Below are 26237 nucleotides of genomic sequence, written 5' to 3'. Positions count from 1 at the left end.
CTATAAAACTATCTATTTTTCAAGCATTACCTTGAACTCTTGGGTGCTTTTGGGATAGGTTTTAGTATCTTGCAGCAAGTTTTTTTCTACAAGCAATTCATAGATTTCCATAATAGTTGGCTGTTTTAGATTCGCTTGTTTTAGAACCTCCTTATTTTGGAAGATTCCTAATGGTGTTCCATCTGCAATAATCTTTCCGTTACAGAAAACAAGGATACGTTCAGCCCATCTGTATGCAAAGTCAACATCATGGGTGGATATCAGCATTGTTTTACCCTCTACTAAAAGCTTGTCCAAAACTTCCTCTAACATCAATGTATTTAAGGGATCTAGTGAGGCAGTCGGTTCATCAAAGATTATGATTTCCGATTTCATAGCAATGATACCTGCAATGGTGACGCGCTTCTTTTCACCACCACTTAAATAGTGTGGAGGACGATCCTTAAACTCTGAAATGTTCATATAAGCTAGTGCTTCCTCAACTCGATTAAGTACTTCCTCTTTTGGGAGTTTTAAATTCATCGGTCCAAATCCAACCTCTGCTCTGACCGTAGATGCGATTATTTGATTGTCAGCATCCTGAAATACGATTCCTATATTTTTTCGAAGTCCCTTTAAATTCTTTTTACTTACGAGTGTACCTCGGTAAATGATTCTCCCTTGCTTTGGCGTAAATACACCGTTTATGTTTAAAAAAAATGTGGACTTACCAGATCCATTGGAGCCAATGACAGCAATTTTCTCACCTTCATGGATATCCACACTTATGCCATCTAGTGCAGACTTTCCATTTCCATAGACGTAGTAAAGATCTTCTATCTTTAATATTGGGTCTTCCATAATAACTCCTTTCTATCTTGTAAAGTTCCAAATAAGAATCAACAGAAATATGAATCCTACCGCAGATGCAAGATGTATTGTTTCCACTTTTTTATCTTCCTCCAAAAATATGAGGTCTCCATCATAGCATCTAGACTCCATAGCATCATAATATGTGCTTGCCTTTTTAAGCGAAATAACAAGCATATTGCTTGCAATGCTTCCAAATGTATAACAGGAAGTTTTAAAATCACAGTAGCCCTGGCGGGATTCTGCGGAGTTTTTCATTTTAGTGTAGACGTCTATTAAAATGAAAATGTAACGATAAATGAGGTTCATAAGTTCTACAATAAGTTTTGGTACATGTGCCTTTCTAAGCACATATATAATTTCAGATGATGGAGTTGACAGTGTCATCATCTGTAGGGCACTGATAGCTGCAAAAACTTTCAGAATCAAAAATACCATTTCCTTAAGCTTTGCCATAGAAGTAAACGCATAGCAGAAACCAAGATACAGGTTATATTGACCCATTGGCTGAACTGAAAAATCAATAGCAATAGTAAAAGTGCTAAGGAGGATAAAGACGATTGGAATAGCCATTATTGACAAGTATTCATTTGATGGGAGGCCTCCTTTTACAATGGTTAGGTAAGCCATTGAAATAATGACAATAATAGATACATAGGGGGTTTCAAATGCAATACAAAGAATAAGTGTCAGAACAGAAAAGGATACTTTAAAAGTAGAATTCCAGTGTCTAATTTTAGAATTATAAGCATAAAAATCAATTGCAATCCATTCGCCCATTTTACAGCTCCTTTTCACCTTATGTAAGTATCTTGGAATAATATAAAATAATAACTATTGTAATGGTTTTATCTACAAAACAAAAAGCCTCCTAACTAAAAGTTAGAAGGAAACGATTGAAAAATATGTTTAGTTATATAAAATCAACAAACAAATTTTAATTGTAAGAACCTCCCCTATCACTCGTAGAGTTTGTGGTACAAAAATATAGGCAGGTCTTCTGACTCAAGAATCATTATTTAAGGACGCCTTCCCCGGTTACGAGTGGCATAATGTACTTAAATTCATCTATTACAGCTACGAGATAGTTCAGGATTTTAACCTGATTCCCTTTTAATTAATCGATAAAGATTAAACCTATATAAGTTTACTATTTAATTATATTTTGATTCTACATCAGTTAGTTATTAGTGTCAACAATATATTTTGTAACTCAAACAATAAAATCATTTAAGAAAATTGTTGATATACATTTAAACAACAACTATAATTTAGACATTATTATATAAGATTGGAGAAAAATATATGAAGGTAGTACAAAGATATCCTGGAAGTCTAGGGGAAATAATACAGGGGAGAGCATATGGAAAAGAACTTATATTGTCCTGTCCTGTTAATTTATATACTAGTGTAATGGTTTTTGAAAGCTATTTGCCAGTTCATAGAAATAAATATCCAAAGTGTAAAAGATTTATGAAAAACATTTTGGAAAGTTGGGGCTATATACGCAGTTATGATGAACTGGATATAAAAATTGTATCTGAAATTCCAATTGGAAAAGGTTTTGCCAGTAGCACTGCAGACATAACTGCTCTTTATTTGTCCTTACTAAAGCTTTTTAAAAGGGAATATAACGAGCAGGAGCTAATTAATCATACTGTTAATATTGAGCCAACAGATAGTATAATTTTCCCTGAAATGACTTTGTTTGACTATAAAAACGGAAAATTTAAGGAGCGCTTAGGTAGTTATCTAGAATTTAATGTGCTTGTATTTGAGGGTCAAAAGGTTATTGATACTGTTGGATTTAATAGAAGTGTAAAATCTGATTTAGCAGATATAGAAGATCTTATCCCAAATTTAAAACACGCAATTAGCCAAGGAAATATAGACAAGTTAGCGAAGATTTCATCTGAAAGTATATTTAGAAATCAATGTAGATTAAATTATGATATTTTACCAATCGTTAAGAAAATACAAATGAATACTGGTGGGATTGGGATTATTGGTGCACATAGTGGAGATCTCCTAGGAATAATCTATAACGAAAATATTAGTATGAAACGGGAATTGACTTATGGAACATCAATTCTTGGATATAAAAAATATGCTCTAAAGACAATAGTTAATTGTAAATAATAATTATAAGCTTGTACTTTTAATTGATTTAAGTTATAATTCATCTATAATTAAATAGAAAATTTATGGTACTAAATGTTTAAAAGGGAAAGCAATAATGCTACAGCCCCCGCTACTGTATACGTAGACAAATCCTAACCACTGGCTAAAAAGCTGGGAAGGTTGGAGGAGAGAGACACGTAAGTCAGGAGACCTGCCATAAGTTAGGCTAATCCTTCGGAGGGAAGGGTAGTGGCGTAAGTATCCTTTTTTTGTTAAATTTTAATTTGTTATAAATAATAAGGATTATTATACCCCTATCTTTTGGTAGGGGTATTATTTTTTTTGACTTAAAAATGGAGGAAAAATGTATGAATCTGTTAAAGGAAACAATAGAAAGTATAAAACCGCTATATAGTGATTGTGTTTTAAAGGCATGGGAAAGAATAGATAATCTTACAAAGCCTATAGGAAGTTTAGGTGGATTAGAAGAAATTGCAGCTAAGTTAACAGGTATTACTGGAAAGACAATTAATAGTATAAGAAAGAAAAATATTATAATTATGTGTGCGGATAATGGAGTAATAGAAGAAGGGGTAAGTGCATGCCCTCAAAATACTACAGCCACTGTCACAAATAATTTTACAAAACATATAACTGGGGTGTGTAAACTTGCAACCTATGCAAATTCAGAAATAACAGTGGTAGATGTTGGAGTTAATGCTGATTTTGATAATAAAGGTATAATTAATAAAAAAATTGCTTATGGAACTAAAAATATGGCAATTGGGCCTGCTATGACTAGAGGTGAGGCAATAAGGGCTATAGAGGTTGGAATAGAAACAGTAAAAAGATTGTCTTTATCAGGATATGATCTTTTGGGAACTGGAGAAATGGGCATAGGGAATACAACAACTTCAGCAGCAGTGCTTAGTGTGCTTTCAGGTATAGATTCAGATTTAGTAGTGGGAAAAGGATCGGGACTTACACAGGCGCAATATGAAAATAAAAAGAGTGTAGTTAGAAGAGCAATAAAAGTAAACTCCCCTGATAAAAATGATGTACTTGATGTATTAGCTAAGGTTGGAGGTTTTGATATTGCTGCACTTTGTGGATGTTTCTTAGCAGCAGCAAGCTTTAGGATTCCAATTGTTATAGATGGATTTATAGCATCATCTGCTGCATTATGTGCCTGTAGGATTAATCCTCTGTCGAGAGAGTACATGTTTCCTTCTCATTTGTCAGCAGAACCAGGAGCTATTTACATGATGAAGGAATTAAACCTTACCCCCATGTTAAATCTAAATATGAGACTTGGAGAAGGGTCAGGATGTGCTTTGGCGTTTAATGTAATAGAAGCAGCACTTTATACTATAAATAACATGGCAACCTTTCGGGAAGCAGAATTAATTAAAGACTTCTACGTGGACATCAGGTAGAAACTACCATAAGATATGAGTGAATTTGGAGATGAATAAATGATACAGCTTATTGGATTACATAGCGATAGTACAGTTGAAATAAGAGAGAAACTTTCAATTATACCAAAGCATCTAGAGGAGTGTACAAGAAGTGTCTTAAGTATTTGTGATGAGGTAGTTATAATAAGTACTTGCAATAGAACTGAAATATATTTTAATTCAGTACAATATGACGACACCATAGTAGAAGAAATTTTTAGAATTTTAAATTGGGATTTAAAACTTATAAAATATACATTTCACATCAAAGAGAAAAGAGCCTACGAACATTTGATGGAAGTAGTTTGTGGGTTCCATTCTAAAATTTTAGGAGAAGACCAAATTTTAGGACAAGTTAAGCGTGCAAGTGAAGGCTCTGAAAAGGTTCATGGAGTGAATGGTGATTTGCAGAAATTATTTCAGATTGCCATTACTTGCGGTAAAAAATTTAGGGATAAATCTAAAATTTATAAAATTCCAGTATCATCTTCATCAATTGTAGTGAAGCAAGCTATAAATAGTGGAATACGAAGATTTATGCTTCTTGGCTTTGGGGATGTAGGAGCATTAACTTTAAATTATATTTTGAGCAGTGATTTTGACGTGCTTTATATTGCAGTAAGAAATGTTGAAAATGTTAAAGTGATAGATAGCAGGGTGAAAATAATAAGCTTTGATGCGAAAAATAATTATTATAGTGAGGCAGAATGCATTATATGTTGTACCTCAGCACCTCACCCTGTGGTATTAAAAAGTGATCTTCCAGATAAAAAACTTATAATATATGATCTTGCGCTTCCAAGAGATGTGGAGCAGCAGGTGTTAACTATGACTAACATTGTGGTTTATGATATAGATAAAATAAGCGCTATTGATGATGAAAATAGAAAAAAAAGAAGTGAACTAATGCAAAATAACAAATATATAATTGAAAAATATGTAGGTGATTTCATAGAGTGGCAGGAACTTAGAGAAATAGGCCCTCACATAAAGAAGCTTTTAAAATCAGGGGAAATGATTTATTATTCTAGATATGAGAGTTTTAAGCATAAACAACACTCAAAAGACAATGAGAAACTTGCTATGACACTACTTAAAAGTACTTCTGATGCCTACATTAATAGAGCAATTGAGGTTCTTAAAGAAGAACAATTGAAGGGAAGGGCTGATGAATGTCTAAGAATAGTAGAAAGGATATTTTATCCGAAGAATTAGATTATACATTTATATCACTTCTTTCTAATAAAATTTCAGTAGTAATTATTGGAGGCGGAAGAGCGGGTTTTATAAAGTGTAAGAGTTTTGCTGAAAAAGGATGTAATGTTACGGTGGTATCAAAAGAATTTAATCCTAATTTTAATGACTTAAGAAACTTCTATAATGTTGAGTTAATAAAAGCCGTTTATAAGAAAAGTTATATAGACCATATGCATTTAGTTGTAATTGCAGTGGATGATAAGGCATACAATGCAAATATTAAAGGGGATTGTGAAAAAAATTACAAATTATATTTAGATTGTTCTAATTTTAAAGATGGACTTTTTATAAATCCTATACAAAGACAAATGAAAAATTTATCATTTAGTATTCATACAAAGGCAGGAAATCCAAAAGCCTCAATTTTAATTGCAAATTCTATTGAAGACAAACTTAATGATTATGATGATTTTACTGAGTATGTAAGCGATTTAAGAGAAAAAGTAAAGAAACTAGAACACAAAAATGAATTTATGGATTTTGTTTGTTCTGAAGATTTTATGTTCTTTTATTCTAAGGGAGTTCATGAAAGTGTTTTAAATATGTTTTATGGAGGGGAAGATTTTGAATTTAAAAATTGCTACAAGAAAGAGTAAGTTAGCCCTTTTTCAAGCAGAGTGGATTATGAATTTAGTTGTGGAAAAATACAATATATGCTCTGAAAAATTAATTGTTGAAACTGAGGGAGATAAAAGATTTGACATTGCCCTTAATGACATAGGTGGCAAGGGGATTTTTGTTAAGGACATAGAGCTTTCCCTTATGGAAGGAAGGGCAGATGCTGCAGTTCACAGTATGAAGGATGTGCCGTGTGAGATAAATGAAGCTTTTGAAATAGCGGCTACTCCTACAAGAGAAGATGTGCGTGACGTGTTTATTTCGCCAAAGGGTATAAGTTTTTTTGAACTTAAAAATGGGGCTAAAATTGGGACAAGTAGCAATGGAAGATCTGCTCAAATTAAGCTTTTAAGGCCTGATATAGTTACGGTTCCTATAAGGGGAGATGTTTTAACTAGAATAGATAAGATAGAAAGAGAAGGATTAGATGGAATAATACTTGCTTCAGCGGGACTGAAGAGGTTAAATATAGAAAATGTTATTACAAATTATTTTGATCCGCGTGAAGTTGTTCCAGCTGTTGGACAAGGTGCTCTATGCGTTGAAGTTGTTTCAAATAGCCCACATGCAGAAATATTTAGAGGTCTTGATTGCCGAGAGGTAAGAATTTGCGTGGAGGCAGAAAGAAGTTTTATGAGAAGATTAGAAGCTGGGTGTGATTCTTCCATTGCTGCCTATGCAGAACTCGAAGGAGACATAATGCATATTGTTGGGGTTTTTGGTTTAAACGCAAAACTTGTGAAAAAAGATATAACGGGGCCTAGTGAAAGGTATTTAGAGCTGGGCAAAGAGTTAGCTGAAAAAATTTTACTAGGATAAAATCTCTAGTTTAAGCAGTAAACTAGAGATTAAAAGAAAAGGAGATAAATATGGGAAAAGTATATCTAATAGGTGCAGGTCCTGGAGATCCAGAATTAATGACGCTTAAAGCGGTTCGTGTATTAAAAAAATGTACGGCGGTAATGTATGACAGACTGGCAGGTGCAAATGCATTAAAACATTTAGATGAGGGTTGTAAAGTTTTCTATTGTGGTAAAGAGCCAGGGTGTCATTATAAAAGCCAAGATGAGATAAATGAAATGTTAGTAACCCTTGCAAAGGAAGGTTATATAGTAGGAAGAGTAAAAGGTGGAGACCCGTATGTATTTGGACGTGGAGGAGAAGAAGCGTTAAGACTTTGCAAAGAAGGAATTGATTTTGAAGTTATCCCAGGAGTTACCTCTGCTATTTCCGTGCTAAGTTATGCTGGAATTCCAGTTACTCATAGAGGACTTTCTCAAGGATTTCATGTATTTACAGGCATGAGTGCAGAAAAGTTAAATATCAACTGGGAAGGTGTATCTAGTCTTAATGGTACTTTAATTTTCCTAATGGGCCTAAATCATCTTTACGGTATTACTAGGAATTTAATAAATTCAGGAAAATCTATAGAAACTCCTTGTGCAGTAGTAATGAGGGGAACAACAGCAAAACAAAAAAAAGTTGTAGGGACGTTAGAGGACATTGCATCAAAAGTAAAGGAAGCATTATTTACATCACCTTGTATTATAGTTGTTGGAGAGGTAGTCACACTAGGCGAAAACTTGAATTGGTATGAAAAAATGCCTCTATTTGGGCTTAACATATGTACTACTCGTTCTGTGGAACAATCAAAATCTATAAATGAAAGACTTGTGGATTTGGGTGCGGAAGTAACTGAGATAAATTCTATTAAAATAAAAAGCAGTGACACTCAGCTTGATAGTGTAAAAAATAAGTTAGGTGAGTATGAGCACATAATATTTACAAGTGTAAACGCTGTAAATATATTTTTTGATTACATGAAGGGAAACAACCTTGACATAAGAAGCTTAAAAGGGGAAATTGCAGTGATTGGATCTGCAACTGAAAGATGCTTAAAGAATAGAGGAATAAATCCAGATACTATTGCAGAAGAGTTTGTAGCTGAGGATTTGTTCGATAAACTGTGTGCTAAGGTTAAACCAAAAGATAAAATTTTGATTCCATGTTCAAAACATTCTAGAGCTTATCTTTCTGATAAATTAAGGGAATATGGTGCAATTGTTGATAAGGTTCATATTTATGAGCCAATCTGTGGACAACTAACAGATGTAAATGCATTTGGAAATGTGGATATAGTTATATTTACAAGCCCTTCCACAGTGAAAAATATGATTAAATTTGTAGGACTTGATGCTATAGTGCAGAAAAAATCTGTGGCAATTGGGCCTATAACAGCTAAGGAATTAGAACTAAATGGAATAAATCCATTTGTTTGCAAGGAGTATAGCGAAGACGGAATTATAAGCAAAATTTTAGAGTTAAATTAGGAGGTTAATATGTTTAATAGAAATAGAAGATTAAGAGGTAAAAGTGCTACAAGAGATTTAGTTAGAGAAACAGTAATTTCATCAAATGATTTTATTTATCCAATATTTGCAGTTGAGGGTGAAAATATAAAAGAAGAAATATCTTCCCTTCCTGGATGCTATCATTATTCATTGGATAGATTGCATGAGGTTATAGAAGAGATAGTGAATTGCAAAGTTAGAGGAGTAATGGTTTTTGGAATACCAGAGCATAAGGATGAAATAGCTTCTTCAGCTTTTGATTCTGATGGAATAGTTCAAAGGGCTGTTAGAGTTATAAAGGAAATTACAAGTAATTTATTAGTTATTACAGATGTGTGTATGTGTCAATACACAAGTCACGGTCATTGTGGAATTGTTGAAAAGGGCGGTGTTAATAATGATAAATCACTAAAGTATCTTGCAGAGATTGCATTATCTCACGCAGTTGCTGGAGCGGATATGATAGCTCCTTCTGATATGATGGATGGCAGAGTTCTAGCTATAAGAAATTTACTTGACAAAAATGGTTATGATAGCATTCCTATTATGAGCTATAGCGCAAAATATTGCTCAGCTTTTTATGGCCCATTTAGAGAAGCAGCTAATTCAGCGCCACAATTTGGAGATAGGAAAACCTACCAAATGGATCCTGCAAACATTAGAGAAGCTATGACAGAAATTCAATATGATATTGAAGAGGGCGCAGATATTGTAATGATCAAACCAGCACTATCTTATTTAGATGTTATAAGATGGGCTAGAGATAGAAGTGATGTTCCAATAGCTGCTTATAGCGTTAGTGGTGAATATGCTTTGGTTAAAGCAGGTGCAAAGCTTGGACTCATCAATGAAAAAGCTATTGCACTAGAGATGTTGCTTTCTATTAAAAGGGCAGGAGCGGATATGATTATCACATATTATGCATTAGAAGCTAGCAAATGGCTTAGGGAGGATACAAATGAGTAATTTAGATATATTTAATGAGTCGAAAAAATATATGCCTGGTGGAGTAAACAGTCCTGTTAGGGCATTTAGAGATGTGGATATAAATCCTCCTGTAATCAAAAGCGGGAAGGGTGCCTACATATATGATGAGGATGGAAACAAATATATAGATTTTGTTTGTGCTTGGGGTCCTATGATGATGGGACATTGTAATGAAATCATTGTAAAAGCAATTAAAGAAACCTGTGAGGAGGCCATAGCTTTTGGTTCTCCTACTAATCTTGAACTAAAGCTTGCAAAACATATGTGCACCACTTTAGATGGACTGGACATGGTAAGAATGGTTAACTCTGGAACTGAGGCTACCATGAGCGCAGTTAAGCTTGCAAGAGGATATACAGGAAGAAATAAAATAATTAAATTTGCTGGGTGTTATCATGGACATTTTGATGGATTTTTAGTAAGTGCTGGTTCAGGTGTTCTAACTGAGGGGATACCAGGAAGTGCAGGGGTGCCAGAAGACAGTATTAAAAACACTCTTGTTGCAGAGTACAACCACATTGAAAGTGTTAAAAATATCTTTAAAAAGTATGGAAATGATATTGCTTGCGTAATAATTGAACCGGTAGCAGGAAACATGGGAGTTATACCAGCTAGCAAAGCATTTTTAGAAGAGTTAAATAAGATTTGTAAGGAAAATGGAAGTTTACTAATTTTTGACGAAGTGATGAGTGGTTTTAGAGTTGCTTATAAGGGCGCAGCCAGTTTATATGGAATAGTGCCTGACCTTGTAACTTATGCAAAAATTATGGGTGGAGGATTGCCTTGTGGGGCTTACGGTGGAAGAAGAGAAATCATGGAAATGCTATCACCTATGGGACCAGTGTATCAAGCAGGAACTATGTCTGGAAATCCTGTAGTTATGGCAGCTGGATATGCAGCGCTAAAGGACCTTTATGATAATCCTGGTTACTATGAAAAACTTGAGGACTTAGGTGCTATGATTCAAACTGGTGTAGAAAAAATAGCAGTGGAAAAAAATCTTCCTATAGTTGTAAATAGATGTGGATCCATGGTTACAATATTCTTTACGAAGCTTTGCGAAGTTAAAAGTTATGAGAATGCAAAAAAATGTGATACTGCGCTTTTCGCGAAATTCTTTAAACATATGATAAGTAATGGAATATATATTGCTCCTTCACAATTTGAATCACTATTTTTAAGTGTAAAGCATACCAAGGATGATATTGAGAAATTCTTGGATGTTATGCGGAAATTTTAATATAGCAGGGGTGAAAAATGAAAAGTGCAATATTAGTAGTAAGTTTTGGAACAACATACGCAGATACTAGGAGTGTAACTATTGAAAGAATTCAGGAAAGAGTAAGGGAAACCTTTACTGATTATGATGTTAGATACGCATTTACATCTCATATGGTAATAAAAGTTCTTAAAGAGAGAGATGGAATTACCTGCGATACACCAGAAGAAGCTTTGACTAAGTTAATGAAGCAGGGATATTCAGAGGTTATAGTTCAGCCACTGCATCTAATACCTGGCGTCGAGTACGATTATGTTAAAGGGGTAGTACATAGGTTTAAAAATAGAAATGCCTTTCAAAATATAAGACTAGGCAGACCAGCCTTGTATTATAAAGGTGAAGAAGAGGGAAGACCTGATGATTATGGGATTTTAGTGGATTCAATAGATCAGATTATACCTAAAGATAAAGCTGTGGTTTTTATGGGGCATGGAACAATACATCATGCTAATGCTTGCTACTCATGTCTTCAAAGTGTATTCAATGATCATGGGTATAAAAACGTTTATCTAGGAACAGTGGAAGGATACCCAACCCTCCAAGATGTTATTAGAAAACTTAAGAGTGATAAAATAGAGGAAGTTAATTTAAGTCCTCTAATGCTCGTTGCAGGAGATCATGCTAAAAATGACATGGCAAGTGATGAAAAGGATTCCTGGAAAACGGTTCTACAAGATAGTGGAATCAAAGTTAATATATATTTGCATGGGCTAGGAGAAATTCCAAAATTTCAAGAAATATATTTAGAACATATTAAAGACGTTATAGAAGATAAATACGAAGGCCTTGGAAAAACAAAAAAGGTGAGTAAATGAAAACAATAGTTATATCTTCAAATAGCAGTGGAGGTGGAAAGACCACAATAACTCTTGGGCTTATGAAGGCTCTTATTAATAAAGGATACTCGGTTCAAGGCTATAAGGTTGGTCCTGATTATATTGATACAGCATTTCATAGTCATGTTACTGCTAAGCCTTCAAGAAATTTAGATTTATTTTTAATGGGAGAAGAAGGGGTTAAGGCAAGCTTTACCAGGGGAATCAAAGATTCAAGTGAAAAATCACTTGGTGTTATTGAAGGAGTTATGGGGATTTATGATGGTAAAGGTATAACCACAGAGTACTCTACAGCTCATTTAGCAAAAACTTTAAATCTTCCAATTGTGTTAATAATATCTCCAAAGGCTCAGTGTGCAACACTATGTGCTGAAATTAATGGAATTATGAATTTTGAGGATGCAAATATAGTTGGAGTTATTTTAAATAATATAAGTGAAAGCTATTTCAAACTTTTAAAATGTTCTATAGAAAAATACTGTAATATAGTGGTGTTTGGTTATGTACCAAAAGATGAAAGGCTTAGTTTAAAGAGTAGACATTTAGGACTTGTGCAAAGTAGTGAAATTAAAGATTTAGATTATAAAGTTACACTTTGTAGCCAACTTATGGAAGAAAGCGTTGATTTAGATCAATTAATAAAATGTTTTAAAGACAATAATGGATATGAGGATAAATTTCATGTTCATAACAAAGGTATGAAAATAGCGGTAGCAATAGATAATGCGTTTAGTTTTTATTACAGAGAAAATTTAGAGTTACTAGGAGAGCTAGGAGAAATTATTTACTTTAGTCCCTTAGTGGATAGTAAACTTCCTGAAGATATTGATTTTTTATATATTGGAGGAGGGTACCCTGAGGTATTTGCAAAAGAGCTCAGTCTCAATAGATCTATGCTTTTAAGCATTAAAACTGCGCTTTTAAACGGACTGAGCTGCTACTGCGAATGTGGAGGGCTGATGTATCTTAGTGAAGCTATAGATGGAATTCCTACAGTTGGTTTCTTTAGTGGAGAGTCACATATGACAAAAAAACTTCAGAACTTTGGATATGCAAAACTTAATGTTCAAAATGGAGAGAAGAATATGGAAATAAACTGTCATGAATTTCATAAATCCTATGTAGAGCTTGATGAGAAAAAAGAATTTAAACTAACTAAAACTATGTACAATGATGCTATTAAAGAGTGGCAGTGTGGTTATATTAAAAATAATACCAAAGCTGTGTATGCACATATTCACTTTTTCGGTTGTATGGAGTTTTTCGAAAATTTCTTATTTAAAAATAAATAACTAAGGGTGATATAAAATGAAAGATTATATTAAAGTTCCCATGGATATTGAGAATAAAAGTTTTGAAATAATAGGCAGTGAAATGAAGACTCATAACTTTTTAGAAAAAGAATTAAAAATTATTAAGAGGGTAATTCATACAACTGCAGACTTTGAATATCAAGACTTAGTTTACATAAGAGAAGGAGCAATAGATGCAGCCCTTAAAATTCTTAAAAATGGAGCTACGATTTATACTGATACAAATATGGCTTTTGCAGGTATAAATAAAAAAGCATTATCAGAATTAAATTGTAAGGTTGTTTGTTATGTGAGTAATGAAGAAGTTGCAAAAATTGCTTTGGAAAAGAGAATTACAAGATCTATGGCAGCCCTTGAAAAAGCAGTGGAGGAAGGTGTTGAATTTTTTGTCTTTGGAAATGCTCCAACAGCACTATTTAAGCTTAATGAGCTTATAATGCAGGGTAAATCAAAAGCAAAATTTATTGTGGCAGCTCCAATTGGCTTTGTAGGTGCAAAGGAGTCAAAAATTGAAATAGAAAAACTAGAAATACCAATGATAACCATAAGAGGCCGTAAGGGTGGTAGTTCAGTTGCAGCGTCCATAGTAAATGCTCTTCTTTATATGTTAATTAAGAGGTAGAAAACAGTGGAGTACTGTTTAAAGCGAGGGATTGTGTTATGTTAAATATATTTGTTAACAGCAATGGTAAAAAGTTAAGATGCGGATATACCACAGGCTCTTGCGCTGCTGCTGCAGCAAAAGCCGCTACTTATATGTTGTACAACAATGTGGGCATTAAAGAAGTTAAAATAGATACACCAAAAGGCATAGAACTTTTGCTTACTATAGAAAAAATCAATATTTTTGAGAACTATGTTGAGTGTTGCATTATAAAAGATGGTGGAGATGATCCAGATGTTACCCATGGGTTAGAAATATGGGCAAGAGCGGAAAAGAAACAAGGTGGATATACGTTAAAAGGTGGCAAGGGTGTAGGGGTAGTAAGAGGTGAAGGTTTGTACGTTAAAAATGGAGAACCTGCTATAAATCCTGTACCTAGACTTATGATAGAAAAAGAAGTTAAAAGTGTGCTTCCAGAGAAAATGGGAGTAGAAATAACAATATCCGTTCCTAGAGGTGAAGAAGTTGCTAAAAGAACCTTTAATCCACGGCTAAATATCATTGGAGGGTTATCTATACTAGGTACTACGGGAATAGTGACCCCTATGTCTGAGGAGTCAATTAAAGATTCCATACATCTTGAAATCTGCCAAAAGGTTGCTTCTGGGCATGTGGATTTAATATTTGTGTTTGGTAATATAGGTGAGGAAATGGCTATAAGACTAGGTCATAATAAGAATAAAATTGTTATGATATCTAACTTTATTGGGGTTGCACTAAACAGTTGTATGGAGAAAGAGGTTAATAGCGTTTTATTAGTTGGTCATATAGGAAAGCTTAGCAAAATATCAGCTGGTTGCTTTAATACTCATAGTAGGACTTGTGATGTTAGATTAGAGGTTATTGCCTTAGAACTTGCACTTGCAGGTGCTCCTAGGGAACTTGTGCAAAAGACTTACGCAGAAAAAACCACTGAAGGCGCAGTTAAGCTTTTAGGTAATAGGTACAATGAGATATACGAGGAAATAGCAAAAAAAGCTAAAAATAGAATGGGACAATACTGCTATGGACAAGTGCTAGCTGAAGTAACAATGTTCGTCGGAACAACCACACCTAGAGTACTATATGCGACTTAAGAGAGGAAGGATAGCATGCTTTTTATAGTTGGTCTTGGACCAGGTAGTAGTGATTATATTTTACCCAAAGCAGTTCAGGTACTAAAGGATTCAGACGTTATTTTAGGCTTTGAAAGAGCTCTTAAAAGCATAGACTTTGATTATGAAAAAAAGAAAATAGTTAAGAGCCTTGCGGAAGTTATATCTTATGCAGAAGAAAATATGGATAAGTATATAAGTATTGTAGCTTCTGGAGATCCTTCTTTTTATGGTATAACAGATTTTATAAATAGGAGTTATAGTGGGAACGTTGAAGTAGTGCCTGGTATTAGCTCCTTTCAATATTTAATTTCTAAATTAAATAAATCTTGGCAAGGCAGTTACCTCTCAAGTCTTCATGGGAGAGAGGAAGATTTTATACAGCGGGTTAAAGAAAATAATACTTCAATTTGGCTTACTGATAAAAAAAATACACCACAGGTTATCTGTAAATCCTTAAGCGATTCTAATATTAAAACCATGGTATACATTGGTGAAAATTTATCTTATCCTGATGAAAAAATAACAGTTGGAATGCCAGAAGAATTTATAGATACTAAATTTAGTGATTTATGCGTGGTCATAATTGAAAGGCTATAGGTGAAAATAATGGACTATATTAGAGATGATGAATTTATAAGAGGAAATTGCCCTATGACTAAGCAAGAGGTAAGAATTTTAAGTGTTGCAAAACTTCATTTAAAGGAAGATAGCTTAGCCTTAGATATTGGAGCGGGCAGTGGATCCGTCACAATAGAAATGAGTAGACAATGTGGTAAAGGTAAAGTTGTGGGAATAGAAAAAGATTTGGAAGCATTAGAGGTATTATATAAAAATGTGGAAAAATTTAAAGCTGATAACTTAACTATTATAGAGGGTGAGGCATTAGAGGTTATAAGTAAAATTAACGGATGCTTTGATTCAATATTTATTGGAGGAAGTGGCGGAAATCTTGAGAAAATAATTAGAGAGTATAGTTTAAAACTAAAAGCAAAGGGTACAATGGTTTTAAATTTTATAACTATAGATAATTTATATACTGCTATGAGAGTGCTAAAAGAAATTGGTTTTGTTGTAAGCTGCACTCAAGTTTCTATAAGCAAAACAAAGGGAGAAAGTTTTATGCTTTTTGCAAACAATCCAATATTTATAGTAACAGCTGAAAAATAGTTAGGAGGAAATAAATGGGCAAATTATATGGCGTAGGGATTGGACCAGGGGACAAGGAACTTTTAACATTAAAGGCCGTTAGAATTATAGAGATGTGTGATGTAATTGTTGCACCTAGTGCTAAAAAGGGTGGGAAAAGTATAGCACATAAGACGGCAGAGGATTACATTAGAGAAGATTCTGAAATAATGATTAAACACTTTCCTATGGGTGGAGAAGAACAGGAACAAAAGATATATGAAGCATTTAAAGCAATAGAGGAAAAACTTAAAGAGGGAAAGAATGTAGCCTTCCTAACAATAGGCGATCCTTTTGTTTACAGTACATATATTTACCTTTTAAAATATATAGAGGAGCAGGGATTTGACACTGAAACTATTCCAGGAATTACTTCATTTTGTGCCTGTGCAAGCCTTGCAAAGCAGCCTCTTGTTATTGGAGATGAGCCGCTTCTTATTATGCCTGCAAGCAATATTCATAATATAGGAGCTGAAAAATTCTTAGTTATTATGAAGGTTTATAAAGTAGAAGAAGAGGTTATAAATGTGCTTGAGGAAAAAGGCTTTGATTATGTATATGTGAAAAAAGCTGGTCGAGAAGGCCAAGAGGTTATAAGAAATAAAGAGGATATACTAAAAAGTAGAGAGTATATGTCATTGATTATAGCAAATAGAAAATAATTAAATACAATATAGATATTGAGTGGAGGAATAATTATGGTTTATTTTATTGGAGCAGGTCCTGGAGATGTGGATTTAATAACGGTTAAAGGAAGAGATATTTTAACTAAATGCGATGTTGTTGTATATGCAGGGTCCTTAGTTACTAATAAACATATCGAATTTTGCAAGGAAGGCGTTATAGTGCATAACTCAGCATCAATGACACTTGAGGATGTACTACTAGTTATGAAAAAGGCTGAAGATACGGGCAAGATGGTAGTTCGTCTTCATACTGGAGACCCAGCTATTTATGGAGCAATAAAAGAACAAATGGATGAACTAGATAAGTTAAATATAGATTTTAAAGTTATTCCTGGAGTAAGTTCTTTTTCCGCTGCTGCTTCAGCAATTAAAAAAGAGTTCACTCTGCCAGGTGTAACGCAGACAGTTATACTTACTAGAGTAGAAGGCAGAACTCCAGTGCCTGAAAGAGAAAATTTAGAGAATTTAGCTAAAATAGGAGCTTCTATGGCTATATTTTTATCCATAGGAATGATAGACAAGGTGGTAGAAAAACTTAGACGCGGTTATGGGAGAAATGTTCCAGTGGCTGTGGTAGAAAGAGCAACATGGGAAGATGAGAGATGCATAATAGGAACTTTAGATGATATTTCTGAAAAGGTAAAGGCTGCAAATATAACTAAGTGTGCACAAATATTAGTTGGAGACTTCATAGATTGCGAATATGAGAAAAGTCTACTTTATGATAAAAGTTTTACTCATATGTTTAGGGAAGGAAAATAGTGAGGGCTATATGAATATTGCTGTTGTCAGTGTTACAAATCAAGGAGATGAAATTAGTGAAAGGTTAAGTGAGGTTTTCAATATAACCCCTTTTTCCAAAAATCATATATCTGATTTCAATTTAGGTGATATAACAAAGAAGCTCATGGAAGATTATGAAGCTATTATATTCATAAGTTCTACTGGTATCGCAGTTAGGGCTATAGCTCCATATTTGAAAAGCAAGGCTACAGATCCAGCAGTGTTAGTAATTGATTCAACAGGTTCTTTTGTTATTAGCTTAGTTAGTGGGCATTTAGGGGGAGCAAATGAGCTCACTTTAAAGGTGGCAAAGTGTATAAAGGCTTTGCCTGTAATTACAACGGCTACGGATAACCTTGGACTTATAGCACCAGATATCATTGCAAGAGACAACCATTTAGTCATAGATGATTTGAAAAATGCAAAAATTATTGCAGCAAAGCTTGTAGCTGGAGGCAAAATAGCCTTTATAGATGAAGCTAGCGAAATTGCTATTCCGAAGGGGTATGAAGCAAGTACTGAAGTGGCAGAAGGGCTTGTATATGTTACTAATAAAAAGAATCTTAAAGTTACAGAAGGATTCAAGGAAAGTCTGAAATTAATAAGAAGAAATATAGTGCTTGGAATAGGATGTAAAAAAAACTTCTCGGTAGTTAAAATGAGAGAGTGTGTTTTAAGCATATTAAATCATTATAATGTAGATATTAGATCCATTAAAATTGTAACTACTGTAGTGGTAAAAAGAAATGAAGTTGCTATTTTGGAACTTAATAAATATTTTGAAAGTGAACTTAATATATGGAGGTTAGAAGAAATTAAAAAAGTTCAGCACAATTATACTGGAAGTGATTTCGTAGAAAAAACTATTGGAGTTCGAGCAGTTTGTGAACCTTGTGTTGAACTAAGTAAGGGTACGCTCCTAACAGAAAAGATAGCTTGCAAGGGCATGACAATTTGCATAGGCGAAATACAAAATAAATAGCAATAATATATGGAGGGATAACGTGGGGAAATTATACGTAATAGGCATAGGACCAGGTGGGCTTGAACATATGACATTAAAGGCAATTAAGGCTATAGAAGAAAGCCAAGTTGTAGTAGGTTACAATAAATATATTGATTTTATGAAACCACTTTTAGAGGGTAAAGAGCTTTATTCCACTGGTATGAAAGGTGAAGAAGTAAGATGCACTCATGCATTAAAAGAGGCAGAAAATAAGATTGTTTCCATAATAAGCACAGGAGATGCAGGTATATATGGCATGGCTGGATTAATACTTCAGTTAAATGCAATAGACAATGTGGAAGTTGAAGTAATTCCTGGAGTTACAGCGTCTTCTGCAGCTGCATCAGTGGTTGGAGCTCCTCTAATGCATGATAATTGTAATATTAGTTTAAGCGATCTTATGACTCCTTATGATTTAATAAAAAAGAGAGTTTCACTTGCAGCAGAAGGAGATTTTGTAATTTCATTATATAATCCAAGGAGTATGGGAAGACCACAGTATTTAAGAGAATGTATAGATTTAGTTGCTGAACATAGGAAACAAACAACCCCAGTAGCTGTAGTTAAAAATGCACTAAGAGATGGACAAGAAGTTAGGATATTCACATTAGGTACTTTTGATGAAAGTGTAGTTGATATGTTTTCCATAGTTATTATAGGAAATAGTCAAAGCTATAGTAAAAATGGTAAATTTATAACTCCTAGAGGATATTCCTCTGCAGGCACTGAGTAATATGATAGCATTATTTTTGGGAACCTCGGAAGGTAAAAAAATATTATCTCTACTAAATAGTTTTACAGAAGATATTTTTATTTCAACCGCCACCTCTTATGGGGGAGAACTTTTAAAGGATTATAAATATAAGGTTTTAAATACGGCTCCACTAGATAAAGTAAGCCTAGCTAAAGCTTTTAAAGAAAATAATATAAGTGTAGTAGTGGATGCTTCACACCCGTATGCAACTCAAATTACAAGGACACTAATGGATTTATGTACAGAACACAATCTTGATTATATTAGATATGAGAGACCTTCTGTTATTGATAAATTTGTGAATCATAAGGAAATAGTTAGAATTTGCGGGTATGAACAGCTTTTAGAAGCGCTTACAAATATCAAAGGAACCATACTAAACACTACAGGAAGTAGAAATATAAAAAAACTTATGGACCTTGGCATAGAAAATAGAATAGTTCATAGGGTGCTTCCATCCATAGAAGTTATGGTGGAATACTTTTCCCTAGGACTTGCAGTTGAGGACATCATAGCAATTAAAGGCCCCACTAGCTATGATTTAAATTGTAGTTTTATTAAAGAATATGAAGCTAAGGCAATTATTTTAAAAGATAGTGGGGTGCAAGGTGGTACAGAAGAAAAGTTAAGAACTGCAATTGATTTAGGTATAACTGCTTTTGTAATAGAGAGGAGTAAGGTGACCTATGAAAATTCATTTGATAATGAAGACGAACTTGTTGGATATATTAAGAAGGTAATAACACTTTAGTTATAAGTTTTTTTGTTTATTTATAACATTTTCCTGTAGAGTACACGGAAGATTTATTTGATGCATTAGACATACAAGATGAATTCAGGATTATTAAATGTAAACCACTGCTAATAAATAAAAATACAATTAAATCTATGGATAAAATAGCATAATCAAAACAAGCAGTGGTAGATTTATTATTTATTGTTTAAATCTTCATTTTCAAATTTATTGCCAACTATATCTCCCAGTGTTACATCAATAATACTACGAGTTGAAGTGTTTTCTAATTCTTGAAGTATAAAATTCACTATGCACTCATCCCAAACTACATTGTATACAGTGGATGAAATCTTAATATAATCGCCTTCGTATACGTCAACTCCATTTTTATCGGATAAATATACCCATTGTAGCAATTCATATTCTTGAATGGGTCTCCAAGGTAAACCAGGAAGCTTTAGGTCAGCCGGAATGGAACTTTTTGCATCAAAAGTCATACCTTGTAGTTTATGCATCTGATGTTTGCTACTTTCCCAAGCTTTAAATTTTAATTGTCTCATTTAAGGTACCGTCCTTTCTATTTATTAATATAGTATGTTTTCCCAATTTTTATGGGGGTGGCATCATTAAATAAATTTATTTAAGTCTTTTTTTAGTGTTTCACAATTGTCAAAATGGATGGTATTAAAACCAAGTCTATCTGCAGCCTGTGTATTTAATAAGGTGTCATCAATAAATAAACATTCTTTTGCCTTTAAACCATAGGTATCTAGAAGTTTAGTGTATATCTCGGTTTCAGGCTTTAGAAGGTTTTCTTTATAGGATATTACTCCGCCATCAAAATTTTTAAAGAAATCATACTTTGAATAAATATTTTCAAAGGCTAAGGAATGAAAATTTGAAAGGAGATATAATTTATAACCATTTGTTTTAAGTTTATTTACAATATGTACTGTACCTTCAATAGGTGTAAGTATGTCAATCCAGTTATCCATGCATTTCTTAATATGTACTTTGTAATTAGGATTCCTTTGTGATATTGCCTTTATAGCATCGTCTTGAGTTAATATTCCTCTATCCAGATTAATCCACTCATTACTTTGAAAAACTTCTTTGTAAACAAGGGTTTCAATTTTATCATCATTAAAAATCGCTTTAAGGTAATCTAGAGGTTTAAATTGTAATAATACGTTTCCAATATCGAAAATTATGCTTTTAACCATTTATGTCCTCCTAGTTACTTGCTTTTACTTATTTATATAAGCAATACAAGCTATTAATTACATTCTAATATAAATTGATGATTAAATCAATTGTTAATGACTGTTCCTTTTTTACGAAATAGTCATGTTAAATATTTTTTTATCATGTCCTAGGCTATGTTATAATAAGTTATTAAATATAAAACTTAAGAGGTGTACAATGCAAACTACTTCAAAAAACTATTCATATGAAAATAATAACTACAATTTAGAGATTAAATATGATTCATTTAATTATAGTGACTTATCCTTAAACATAGATAAGGTAAGACAGTGGTGTAAGGAAGGATGTACAAACTACAATACCAATGGTGGGTGCCCTCCGTTTTCGCCTATAGCATCTGATGCTTTAAAAGATAAAACATTTATATTATTGTTTTGCAAAATCAAAACATCACAGGTTGATGCTCCGTCGGTACAAGGTAAAACGGACCTGATTCAAAAAATACTCTACAGCTTTATGAATACCTTAGGGTACAAAGTTTCAGATTTATATGATATAGATTTCTTAAATGCAGGACACTGCACAGCTTGTGATATTTGTACTATCCATTCTGGTTGTAAGAACCCGAAAAAGAGGGTGTATTGTATTACGGGGCTTGGCATAATGCTGGGAGATGTTATTGAAAAGCTTTTTGAAGAGAAACTTATGTGGTCTACTGCAGGTGAAGAACCCCTTCATATAGTTAAAATAATGGGATTTGTCTCAGAGGGTAAAAGTAACTTTTTACTCCAGAAATTAAAGGGAATAATTGATTCTTAAAGTACATAAAAATATTATCTGAATATTCAAAATATATCTTTACAACATTGTTTTTCTATGTTATTATATATACAAGAAGAAGATAATTCTTCCCGCAAATCCTAATTCATAATCTAGGTTATAAAATAATTTTTGATTTAAGAAGTTATAAGGGTTTGAAAAGATTTAAGATTTAAGATTTAAGATTTAAGATTTAAGATTTAAGATTTAAGATTTAAGATTCAAGATTTAAGATTCAAGATTCAATAAATAAGTACATTATCCAAATTGTTTCAATTATAGTCAACAAAAATAATTTAAGATCAGTGTTAGTGTAATTGGTAGAACTGCAATGGAAAGGAAAGATTAATATTAGTAAAATGAAAATCGAATTAGGGTTTGCTTAGTAGCCAATTTATATATATATATATAAATTGGCTACTATAAATTTTTTGTGAAAAAAGTTATATAATATAGAAGTGTAAATATTAAAATTAACATTTATATTGCCAAGTGACAAATAAGAGGAGTGGATTTATATGAATAGAACTATAATGCAATTTTTCGAATGGTACCTGCCAACAGATGGTAAACACTGGAATTTTTTAAAAGAACAAAGTAAAGCATTAAGGGATGTAGGTATAAATACACTTTGGTTACCACCAGCCTATAAAGGTGCAGGTGGCATTAACGATACGGGATATGGTGTTTATGACTTATATGATCTTGGAGAATTTGATCAAAAGGGAAGCGTTAGAACTAAATATGGAACAAAAGATCAATACATAGAAGCAATAGCAGAGGCTCACAAAAACCACATTCAGATATTAGCAGATATAGTTGTTAATCAAAAGGGGGGAGCAGATGCCACTGAATGGGTAAAGGTAGTTAAAGTGGAGCCAACAAATCGAAATAATAAAATATCTGAAGAATATGATATAAAGGCATGGACTGTGTTTACCTTCCCCGGAAGAAATAATAAGTACTCTGATTTTAAATGGAACTCCGAACATTTTGATGGGGTAGATTGGGATGAGAATAAAAAAGAAAGTGCCATATATGAGTTTGCTTCGAATGGTAAGTGCTGGAATTCAGATGTGGATACACAAAATGGAAACTATGATTATCTTATGCTTACAGATCTAGATTTTAGTTCACCTGTAGTATATGAAGAGCTCTTAAAGTGGGGATTATGGTACAGTGAGATAGCAAATCTTGATGGATTTAGGTTAGATGCAATAAAACATATAAAGTATGAATTTTTTACAAAGTGGATCAATGATATAAGAAGGATTACAAAAAAAGAGATTTTTACAGTAGGAGAATATTGGAGTGGTGATTTAAAAGTTTTAAAAAAGTATGTTGAGAATACTCACCATATATTTAATGTTTTTGATGTACCACTTCATTATAACTTTTGTTCAGCAGCAAATGGAAAAGAAAACTATGATTTAAGGGGGTTAATGTCAAATACCTTAATAAGTTGTTATCCTCAAAATTCAGTTACATTTGTGGATAACCATGATACTCAACCTGGACAATCTCTTGAGTCTTGGGTAGACAATTCATTTAAACTGCAAGCATATACTTTCATTTTAACAAGACAAGAAGGGATACCTTGTGTTTTCTTTGGGGATTATTATGGCTTGCCAAGTAATAATATAGCTCCATTAAAAGATAAATTAGATAAGTTATTAAAGGCTAGAAAAGATTTTGCTTATGGGTGGCAGCATGATTATTTTGATGATGCACATGTTGTTGGATGGACAAGAGAAAATGGATTAGCTTCCTTAATTTCTAATTTATATAATGGTGGTTCTAAGAAGATGTTTGTTGGAGAAAAATTTTCGGGTAAGATATTTATAGATATAACTTGCAATGTTCCAGGAAAAATCAAAATAGCTGATGATGGTAACGGTATTTTCACAGTTAATGGGAATTCATACTCTGTTTGGTGTATTGTTTAAAGAAAAGCAAAAGAGAAATTAATTAGTAAATTAATTTCTCTTTTGTTTATATTAAAATAGAATTTAATGTTTCATCCTCATCAATAAATTTTTTTGCAAGTTCCCTATTTTCTTTAACATGAATATAAGTGTACCTGCTAGGTTTTATTGAAGGTGCAATATCTATAGCCTTTTTAAAATCTTCTTTTTTCATTTTTAGTGTTTTAACATAGTCAAAAAAACCTGTTTCATTTAATACCTTTGAGATTCTTTCAAATCTGTGGTTTTGTATCTTAGACATAATATAGGTTGCCATACCAACTTGTATGCCATGAAGCTGTGGGAACTCTAGAATTTTATCTAAAGCATGGGAAATTAGATGCTCAGAGCCTGAGGCAGGGGAACTATCCCCTGCTATTTCCATAGCGATACCATTTAAAGTTAATGAATCAACTAGCTCTTTTAAAAATAAATCATCCATTATAGTCTTGAATTCAGTCCGTACAAAACTATTTACAGCTTTCTTGGAAATCATGGTTGCAAAGTCATCCATAATTGCTTTCCCGTGATCTTCTTCAAATTTCCAGTCATAGAGAGCAGTGATGTTTGATACTAAATCTCCAATTCCAGAGTATATAAATTTTTCAGGTGCTCCTTTAATTACATCAATATCTACAATTATGCCATAAGGCGTTTTAGCTAAAAGGGACATACGTTTTCCACTAACTAAAAGGGATGCACCTGGGCTTGAAAAACCGTCATTAGAGGTTGAAGTTGGAATGCTAATGAAAGGCATTTTTTTTAAAAAGCTCATATATTTTACTGCGTCTATAGCTTTTCCACCACCGATTCCAATTAGTGCCTCAACATCGTGGGGTATTTCAAAAGCTTTTATACTGATTTTTTCAAAGCTTATATCTGATATAGTTTCTGTATTTGAAATCTCAATATTGGCTTCTTTTAAAGAGTATCTTATGGAATCTCCAAATAAATCCTCTATACCTTCGCCGAAATATATTGAAACCTTTTGAAACATAGATTTTTTAAGTAAGTTTCCTACGTTACTAATATTTCCTTTTCCTACTTCTAGAATTGTAGGAATACTTATCCTGTGAGTGTTTGCTTTCATATTTTTACCTCCTTATAAATGTTTTTTTAATTTATTCCAAATCTCTGAAAAATCCTTGAATTCTATAAATTCTTTATTTTCTTTTTTCAACAGTTCCGGAAGGTTTCCCTTAGCAAAAACTACATCTGATACTAATGCAGGTTTAAGATCAGGTCCACTATCACCAGCATAGAATATCTTTTTATAATTCTTTTTTAGTTTTTCAACCACAATTAATTTATCTATGCCATATCGATCTGAATAAAATTCATCGTTTTCATCTAAATCAAAGTAAATTCCATTATCCTTATAAATTCCTTTGTTGGAGTAAACATCTACTCCTTCTATATTATATTTGGCTAATATTTTATCTATGTAATAACTTGTGCCTGCACTTATTACAATAAAGTCTCCGCCGGCAGCTTTGACCTTTTCAATAAATTCTTTAGCAAAAGGGTCAAAGGGAATATTTAAAATATCTTCATCAATTTCAGATTCATTTCTTTTTACATTGTTAAAAACATAGCTTAAATATTCTCTATCTTTCATTTCTCCATTTTTCCATGATTCCAATATTGGTAAAAATTCTTCTTTTAAGTAGGCTTCTGATAATATCTTATAAAAATCTTTCTTAGTAAGTGTTCCATCAAAATCAGATATAAATGCAAAATCTTTCATTAGTTTAATCTCCTCGTAGGTTTATTTTAGCTTGCATAATATTATGTAAAGTAATAGTAAAATAAATACTTGTAAATGAGTCGTATTCATTGTGTTATAATCATTTGTAATATGGTGCATGCGTTTGCATTAATGGTAACTAAATAAATAAGAGTAGATGTTTATAGGCGCTAATAATATAACACTATTATTATATAACAAAAGATGTGTAAGTTCTATAATACAATCAATGAAAATGGAAAGATATTATGGGTTATTAGCAATATATATATAAAGAAAAAGATTTAAAAAAAGTGTTTGACATATAAGTAAAGTAATAGTAAAATAAGGACAAGCAAACGGTTGCATAAACCGTTTGCTTGTCAAATAATATATGAATAGTTTTAAAATCTTCATTATAATATTAAGGGGGAAGAAAAATGGTAAAAATTAAAAAAATTATTGCTATGGCTATGATGTCAACTTTGGTTGTAGGATCATTAGCGGGATGTGGGAACAATAAGGTTAATAGCAAAACTGAGG

Annotated in this window: 27 protein-coding genes and 2 riboswitches; of the genes, 21 read left to right on the top strand and 6 right to left on the bottom strand. The window is 32.8% G+C overall.

The window, feature by feature from the left end; genetic code table 11:
• Positions 1-12: 12 nt before the first annotated feature.
• Complete coding sequence (locus tag ACREWB_RS16310; protein WP_431548523.1) at positions 13-840, bottom strand: energy-coupling factor ABC transporter ATP-binding protein; 828 nt, start codon at positions 838-840, stop codon at positions 13-15.
• A gap of 12 nt (positions 841-852) precedes the next feature.
• Positions 853-1629, bottom strand: coding sequence for a cobalt ECF transporter T component CbiQ (gene cbiQ, locus ACREWB_RS16305; RefSeq protein WP_431548522.1), 777 nt, complete (start codon positions 1627-1629; stop codon positions 853-855).
• Between the two features lie 193 nt (positions 1630-1822).
• Positions 1823-2005: riboswitch (cobalamin riboswitch) on the bottom strand.
• A 149-nt stretch (positions 2006-2154) separates the two neighbouring features.
• On the opposite strand from cbiQ, the gene ACREWB_RS16300 reads away from it, so the two are divergent.
• From ACREWB_RS16300 to ACREWB_RS16210, 19 genes are all read left to right on the top strand, one after another.
• Entirely contained in the window at positions 2155-2988 is an 834-nt protein-coding gene (locus ACREWB_RS16300) for a GHMP family kinase ATP-binding protein (RefSeq protein WP_431548521.1), read from the top strand.
• Positions 2989-3037: 49 nt separating this feature from the next.
• Positions 3038-3203: riboswitch (cobalamin riboswitch) on the top strand.
• Positions 3204-3338: 135 nt separating this feature from the next.
• Positions 3339-4406 (top strand): nicotinate-nucleotide--dimethylbenzimidazole phosphoribosyltransferase, encoded by a 1068-nt coding sequence (gene cobT / locus ACREWB_RS16295; protein ID WP_431548520.1) that lies wholly within the window; start codon positions 3339-3341, stop codon positions 4404-4406.
• Between the two features lie 39 nt (positions 4407-4445).
• Positions 4446-5642, top strand: coding sequence for a glutamyl-tRNA reductase (gene hemA / locus ACREWB_RS16290; protein ID WP_431548519.1), 1197 nt, complete (start codon positions 4446-4448; stop codon positions 5640-5642).
• On the top strand, positions 5600-6280 hold the full coding sequence (locus ACREWB_RS16285; RefSeq protein WP_431548518.1) for an NAD(P)-dependent oxidoreductase: 681 nt from the start codon (positions 5600-5602) through the stop codon (positions 6278-6280). The genes hemA and ACREWB_RS16285 overlap by 43 nt, the downstream gene beginning before the upstream one ends.
• Entirely contained in the window at positions 6249-7121 is an 873-nt protein-coding gene (gene hemC / locus ACREWB_RS16280; protein WP_431548517.1) for a hydroxymethylbilane synthase, read from the top strand. The genes ACREWB_RS16285 and hemC overlap by 32 nt, the downstream gene beginning before the upstream one ends.
• Positions 7122-7171: 50 nt before the next feature.
• Positions 7172-8632, top strand: coding sequence for a uroporphyrinogen-III C-methyltransferase (gene cobA, locus ACREWB_RS16275; protein WP_431548516.1), 1461 nt, complete (start codon positions 7172-7174; stop codon positions 8630-8632).
• Between the two features lie 9 nt (positions 8633-8641).
• Positions 8642-9619: a porphobilinogen synthase gene (gene hemB / locus ACREWB_RS16270; RefSeq protein WP_431548515.1), complete on the top strand. Its 978-nt coding sequence runs from the start codon at positions 8642-8644 to the stop codon at positions 9617-9619.
• Complete coding sequence (gene hemL, locus ACREWB_RS16265) at positions 9612-10880, top strand: glutamate-1-semialdehyde 2,1-aminomutase (RefSeq protein WP_431548514.1); 1269 nt, start codon at positions 9612-9614, stop codon at positions 10878-10880. The genes hemB and hemL overlap by 8 nt, the downstream gene beginning before the upstream one ends.
• A gap of 17 nt (positions 10881-10897) precedes the next feature.
• On the top strand, positions 10898-11734 hold the full coding sequence (locus ACREWB_RS16260; RefSeq protein ID WP_431548513.1) for a sirohydrochlorin cobaltochelatase: 837 nt from the start codon (positions 10898-10900) through the stop codon (positions 11732-11734).
• On the top strand, positions 11731-13047 hold the full coding sequence (locus ACREWB_RS16255) for a cobyrinic acid a,c-diamide synthase CobB (RefSeq protein ID WP_431548512.1): 1317 nt from the start codon (positions 11731-11733) through the stop codon (positions 13045-13047). Before ACREWB_RS16260 ends, ACREWB_RS16255 begins: the two co-directional genes overlap by 4 nt.
• A 16-nt stretch (positions 13048-13063) precedes the next feature.
• Positions 13064-13690: a precorrin-8X methylmutase gene (locus ACREWB_RS16250; RefSeq protein ID WP_431548511.1), complete on the top strand. Its 627-nt coding sequence runs from the start codon at positions 13064-13066 to the stop codon at positions 13688-13690.
• 38 nt (positions 13691-13728) lie between these two features.
• Positions 13729-14808, top strand: a complete 1080-nt coding sequence (gene cbiD, locus ACREWB_RS16245; protein ID WP_431548510.1) for a cobalt-precorrin-5B (C(1))-methyltransferase CbiD — start codon at positions 13729-13731, stop codon at positions 14806-14808.
• 15 nt (positions 14809-14823) lie between these two features.
• Positions 14824-15426: a precorrin-6y C5,15-methyltransferase (decarboxylating) subunit CbiE gene (gene cbiE, locus ACREWB_RS16240; protein ID WP_431548509.1), complete on the top strand. Its 603-nt coding sequence runs from the start codon at positions 14824-14826 to the stop codon at positions 15424-15426.
• A 9-nt stretch (positions 15427-15435) separates the two neighbouring features.
• Positions 15436-15996, top strand: a complete 561-nt coding sequence (gene cbiT / locus ACREWB_RS16235) for a precorrin-6Y C5,15-methyltransferase (decarboxylating) subunit CbiT (RefSeq protein ID WP_431548508.1) — start codon at positions 15436-15438, stop codon at positions 15994-15996.
• 14 nt (positions 15997-16010) lie between these two features.
• A complete protein-coding gene (locus tag ACREWB_RS16230; protein WP_431548507.1) occupies positions 16011-16676 on the top strand; it encodes a cobalt-factor II C(20)-methyltransferase in 666 nt (221 codons plus the stop codon).
• Positions 16677-16712: 36 nt separating this feature from the next.
• Positions 16713-17462, top strand: coding sequence for a precorrin-4 C(11)-methyltransferase (cobM, locus tag ACREWB_RS16225; protein ID WP_431548506.1), 750 nt, complete (start codon positions 16713-16715; stop codon positions 17460-17462).
• Entirely contained in the window at positions 17422-18465 is a 1044-nt protein-coding gene (cbiG, locus tag ACREWB_RS16220) for a cobalt-precorrin 5A hydrolase (protein WP_431548505.1), read from the top strand. The genes cobM and cbiG overlap by 41 nt, the downstream gene beginning before the upstream one ends.
• 22 nt (positions 18466-18487) lie before the next feature.
• Positions 18488-19222 (top strand): precorrin-3B C(17)-methyltransferase, encoded by a 735-nt coding sequence (cobJ, locus tag ACREWB_RS16215; protein WP_431548504.1) that lies wholly within the window; start codon positions 18488-18490, stop codon positions 19220-19222.
• Position 19223: 1 nt separating this feature from the next.
• On the top strand, positions 19224-19994 hold the full coding sequence (locus tag ACREWB_RS16210; protein WP_431548503.1) for a cobalt-precorrin-6A reductase: 771 nt from the start codon (positions 19224-19226) through the stop codon (positions 19992-19994).
• Between the two features lie 179 nt (positions 19995-20173).
• On the opposite strand, the gene ACREWB_RS16205 is transcribed toward ACREWB_RS16210, so the two are convergent.
• Positions 20174-20539 (bottom strand): YopX family protein, encoded by a 366-nt coding sequence (locus tag ACREWB_RS16205; RefSeq protein WP_431548502.1) that lies wholly within the window; start codon positions 20537-20539, stop codon positions 20174-20176.
• A 66-nt stretch (positions 20540-20605) separates the two neighbouring features.
• Entirely contained in the window at positions 20606-21202 is a 597-nt protein-coding gene (locus ACREWB_RS16200) for an HAD family hydrolase (protein ID WP_431548501.1), read from the bottom strand.
• Between the two features lie 199 nt (positions 21203-21401).
• Here ACREWB_RS16200 and ACREWB_RS16195 point away from each other — a divergent pair, with 199 nt between their 5' ends.
• Together ACREWB_RS16195 and ACREWB_RS16190 are read left to right on the top strand one after the other, a co-directional pair.
• Positions 21402-22004, top strand: coding sequence for a DUF2284 domain-containing protein (locus tag ACREWB_RS16195; RefSeq protein ID WP_431548500.1), 603 nt, complete (start codon positions 21402-21404; stop codon positions 22002-22004).
• Between the two features lie 518 nt (positions 22005-22522).
• The gene (locus tag ACREWB_RS16190) at positions 22523-23950 is read left to right on the top strand and encodes an alpha-amylase (RefSeq protein WP_431548499.1); all 1428 of its coding nucleotides are present in this window, start codon (positions 22523-22525) and stop codon (positions 23948-23950) included.
• A gap of 46 nt (positions 23951-23996) precedes the next feature.
• On the opposite strand, the gene ACREWB_RS16185 is transcribed toward ACREWB_RS16190, so the two are convergent.
• Both ACREWB_RS16185 and ACREWB_RS16180 read right to left on the bottom strand, forming a co-directional pair.
• Complete coding sequence (locus tag ACREWB_RS16185; RefSeq protein WP_431548498.1) at positions 23997-25058, bottom strand: iron-containing alcohol dehydrogenase family protein; 1062 nt, start codon at positions 25056-25058, stop codon at positions 23997-23999.
• A 12-nt stretch (positions 25059-25070) separates the two neighbouring features.
• Positions 25071-25715 (bottom strand): MtnX-like HAD-IB family phosphatase, encoded by a 645-nt coding sequence (locus tag ACREWB_RS16180; protein ID WP_431548497.1) that lies wholly within the window; start codon positions 25713-25715, stop codon positions 25071-25073.
• Between the last annotated feature and the right edge of the window lie 522 nt (positions 25716-26237).

The organism is Clostridium sp. (genome assembly GCF_050717635.1).
Taxonomy (GTDB): Bacteria; Bacillota; Clostridia; order Clostridiales; family Clostridiaceae; genus Clostridium_AD.
The sequence above is the reverse complement of the archived record's forward strand: the minus strand, read 5'-3'. Positions and strand labels throughout refer to the sequence as shown.